This window comes from Prosthecobacter sp. (genome assembly GCF_044373815.1).
In the GTDB taxonomy this organism is placed as follows: Bacteria; Verrucomicrobiota; Verrucomicrobiia; order Verrucomicrobiales; family Verrucomicrobiaceae; genus Prosthecobacter.
Genome location: NZ_JBIPNG010000565.1, coordinates 1 through 3,832 on the forward strand (window position 1 = coordinate 1; position 3,832 = coordinate 3,832).

Consider the following 3,832-nt stretch of genomic DNA (forward strand, 5'->3'; position numbering starts at 1 on the left):
CTTGCGTGATGCTGGGCGGAAGATGCTCTCAAACCGGCATGCTCGCCACCTCATTTGGCCAGTCGTTCCAGCACATTCTGCGTGATGCGTATCACCGCGGCATCACCACCCTGCAGGCCGTGCGCCCAGTCGGTGGTGGCGGCGGTGAAGACCGTGCCTCCACGCGTGTAGAGTCCCAGGCAGGCTGCGCCCGTGCGGCCCTTCTCCCACTGCTCATACCATTCCGCATCATCGGGGTGCCAGCGCACCGGGCACGTGGCCAGGACTTCAAAGGTCTTCGGCGTACCATCCTTGAAAGTCGGAAATGGCAGGCCGTCCTTCCACTTGAGCTCACAGCCATCGCATTCATAGCCCACGATGGTGTCCTTGCCGCCGAACTTGTCACCACGCTTCAAGCCCGTGCCTGCCAGCACCCAGTGGTCGGGGCGGTGCACCTCATACTCCGCCGGATCAGTCATGAACTGCCCATGACTTTTGCGATAGCCACCCCACAGAAAGCCGACCCCCGTCAGTTCGTTCTCAGGACGTTTCAGCAGATGATGGCTCCATGCCGTGCTCAGCGTTTTGAAGTCACGCGTCGCGAAGACGGGGTCCAGGTGGTAGTTCTGTTTGCAGCAGGTGAAGGCGCGGCCGTTGTCCTCCGCACGGACCTGCCAGCAGCAGGTGTTCCCGCTGAAGAAGGCCACATTGCCACCCTTGCCGATCCACGCTTCCAGGTTGTCGCGCATCGGCGTGCTCCAGTACTCATCATGGCCCACACTCAGCACCAGCTTGTAGTTCGTCAGCATCTCCGGGCGAAATTCCAGATCGTCATTCGCGGCGAATTCCAGCGCGTAACCATTCTTCTCCGCCCACTGCACAAAGGGCAGCTCCCACCGCGCAAACTGCGAAGGCCCGGGCCGCTCGAAACTCGCCCGATGCCCCTGATTATTCGAAAGGCTGTTGTAGGCATACACAGAAAATCCGCCCCAGTTGTTGTACGCATTGTACGTGTTCGTGCAAAGTTGCAGCAGGATCTTCGAGGTCGTGCCCGGTTGGGCCTGCCGCACTATAAACCACGCGCTGCTCTCCGCGGTACGTTTGCCACGATGCGACCATTTGCCGCCGGCATCGGCTGCGCGCAGGCTCACCTCATAGTAGCCGCTTTTCCATGCCGCACCGCTGGGTACTCGCACACTCTCCGGCCAGCGGCAACCATTCGCAGAGGCATCCTCCGGCACCGGATACGCAGCACCGGGCACATCCGATTTCTTCCACACGACCTCTCGGGTTGCCCCCAGACGCGCCACCTCGATCTCATACTTCGCCGCCGTCGTACTCACATGGATCGGAATCTCCTCCCCCTGCGTGATGCTTCGCTGCCCGGCATAGCCTTCGATGAACAGCGAGACGGGATCTGCTGCATGCAGAGATGAGACGGCGAATAAAAGGAGAGCGAGAGTACGGCGCATGCATACCGCTACGCGAGAGAAGGGCCGGCGCTTTCACGAAGCTCGATAGCAGTCTGGAGTATCGGCATCAGTCGGTGGAATAGACGAAACATGCTCTCAACCGTAGGATGGGCGTGGCGACAGCCCGCCCGTCTACGAGGATATTGAAAACGTCACACTCTTTCAGCACTACCCAAGCCCACACGGCAGCGAGCCCTACTGCTCCGCTTCAGAAAGCTTAGCCGCTTCGCGCTTCAAAATGCGGCCTACCCGATGCTTCGCCAGGTACACCTGCGCCGCATTGACGCCGAGTTCCTTCTTCACGCGTTCAGGGCTCCATCCTTTGATCACGTAGCAGGAGAAAATCTGGAACTGACGTGGCGACACCAGCGCACGCACCCGGCGCAGCGCGATGTCCATCACCTTGTCCTGCCACTCTTTCTCCCACAGCTTCTCCAGCGCCACGCCATTCGGATCAGCGCAGCGATCGATCGGCGCCGTGCGGCGCTCGTCGGTTTCGTCCGCGTACAGATTGGCCTCACGGCTCTGCTGCTTCTTGCGTCGGCGGAATTGGTCCAGAATGCGCCAGCGCGCCTGATTGAGGAGGAATGATTTGAAGGAGCCCAGGCTGGTGTCGAACTTCTTCTTCTGCAGGTTCTTGGCCACGCCGATGAAGGTCTCCTGCACCACATCATTGGCCTCGTCGTCACTCAGGCCCGTCTTGCGCGCCACGTGGAAGACGAAACCCGAATAGGTGCGGTAAAATTCATCCCAGCTCGCCCAGTCATCCCAGTTGTCCAATTTTTCAATCAGCGTCTTCCGGGTCGGGGGCGATCCAGAGGTCTCCTTGAGGAGTTCTTCAGTTTCAGCGACTTTCGGGAGGTCGGACATGCGGGGGGGGATAGTAACGGCGGCTTCGGTGGAGGCAACGACGTTTTGTCATCCATTCGATAGATCGTCCTTTAGGAAAGCGTATTGCATCGTCCCCAAAACCAACCCCCCCGGCCCAACCACCCCAAATGCCGGTCAGACTTCCCATGCCAAATCATCGTCTCTTCCAGCCTGCCGTCGCGTTTCTCACGCTTCTGGCCCTGGGATTGAGCTCATGCAGCACGGGGTTTTACAAAAAATGGGCTGACAAGGAAACCTACGGCATCCTCCGAAAAAAAGCCAGTAAGGTGCCAAACTCAGGGCAGGCGTTTCTGGACATCACCCCACCGCCACCGGTGAGGCTGGAGGAACTCCGCAAAAGCATGAAGAAGGAGGAGTTTCTGGGGGATCGCGCCTACCTGGAGGAGCATGCACGCGTGATCAGTCTGGCTGAGGCTTTGGACTTCGCGGTGCATCGCAACCGTACCTACTTGGTTCAAAAGGAAACGGTCTATCTCGCCGCCCTGAACCTCACCCTCGTGCGCCAGCAGTATGGCCCCATCATTTCAGGCAGTGGCTCCACCACCAAGGCCAGCACCGATGCGGTCACCGGCATCAACAACTTGGTCCGCACCTCCACGCTCACCACCACCGGAAATCTGGGATTTTCGGCACTCACGCGCACAGGGGCCCTGCTGGCCACAAACCTGACCACCAATTTTGTACGGTTCTTCACCGGTGGCAAAGACAGCGGCATCTCCCAGCTCGGCTTCTCCCTCGCTCAGCCGCTCCTCAGTGGTGCCGGCTATCTCTCCGCCTCAGAAGTGCTGACTCAAAGCGAGCGCAGCGTCCTCTACGCCATTCGCACCTTTGCCCAGTATCGCAAATCCTTCGCCGTGGACATCGCCGCCCAGTATTACGGCGTCATCCAGTCCCGCGAGACCGCGCGCAATGCTTACCTCGCCTTCAAAGCCTTCGACTTCGTGGTGGCCCGTGAGACCGCCATGCAGAAGGAGAATGCCAACAGCACCAAGTCCTCCGTCTTCCGTCTCGTTCAGTCCCGCATCGTGTTTGAGCGTTCATGGCTCAGCGCCATCCGCGACTACGAGCAGGCACTGGATGACCTGAAGGTCAATCTCGGTCTGCCCGTCACGGAGCGTTTCGTCGTGGACTACAAGGACAAGGACGCCCTCCAGATCATCGAATCACCCGGCACGCTGGAAGAAGCCATCACCATCGCCATGACCAACCGCCTCGATATCTGGAATCTGCGGGATCAGGTGGAGGACACCAGCCGGCGCGTCCTCATCGCCAAGCAGCAGGCCCTTCCAAGTGTCAACGCCCTGGTCAACTACAACATGCTCGACAACCCGGACCGCAATGACTTCACGCTCGTGCCCGGCAATAAGAGCTACAGCGTGGGCCTGAACACCGACCTCAACCTCAATCAGAAACCTGAGCGCAATGTCCTGCGCTCATCCATCGTCGCCGAGCAGCAGGCCAGACGTGCCCTGGATCTGTTTGAAGAAAAC

3 protein-coding genes are annotated in these 3,832 nt (G+C 59.6%); 1 reads left to right on the plus strand and 2 read right to left on the minus strand.

What is annotated here, in order from left to right; genetic code table 11:
• Positions 1-50: 50 nt before the first annotated feature.
• Together ACIREA_RS28250 and ACIREA_RS28255 are read right to left on the minus strand one after the other, a co-directional pair.
• Entirely contained in the window at positions 51-1,451 is a 1,401-nt protein-coding gene (locus ACIREA_RS28250; RefSeq protein ID WP_397385663.1) for a N,N-dimethylformamidase beta subunit family domain-containing protein, read from the minus strand.
• Positions 1,452-1,646: 195 nt separating this feature from the next.
• Complete coding sequence (locus ACIREA_RS28255; protein WP_397385664.1) at positions 1,647-2,321, minus strand: sigma-70 family RNA polymerase sigma factor; 675 nt, start codon at positions 2,319-2,321, stop codon at positions 1,647-1,649.
• Between the two features lie 146 nt (positions 2,322-2,467).
• Here ACIREA_RS28255 and ACIREA_RS28260 point away from each other — a divergent pair.
• A partial coding sequence (locus ACIREA_RS28260; RefSeq protein WP_397385665.1) for a TolC family protein occupies positions 2,468-3,832 on the plus strand: 1,365 nt, incomplete at its 3' end.

What these genes read in the sequence shown, in the direction of transcription:
- ACIREA_RS28255 (WP_397385664.1), bottom strand. Translation starts at nt 2,321, where the DNA reads ATGTCCGACCTCCCGAAAGTCGCTGAAACTGAAGAACTCCTCAAGGAG.
- ACIREA_RS28250 (WP_397385663.1), bottom strand. Translation starts at nt 1,451, where the DNA reads ATGCGCCGTACTCTCGCTCTCCTTTTATTCGCCGTCTCATCTCTGCAT.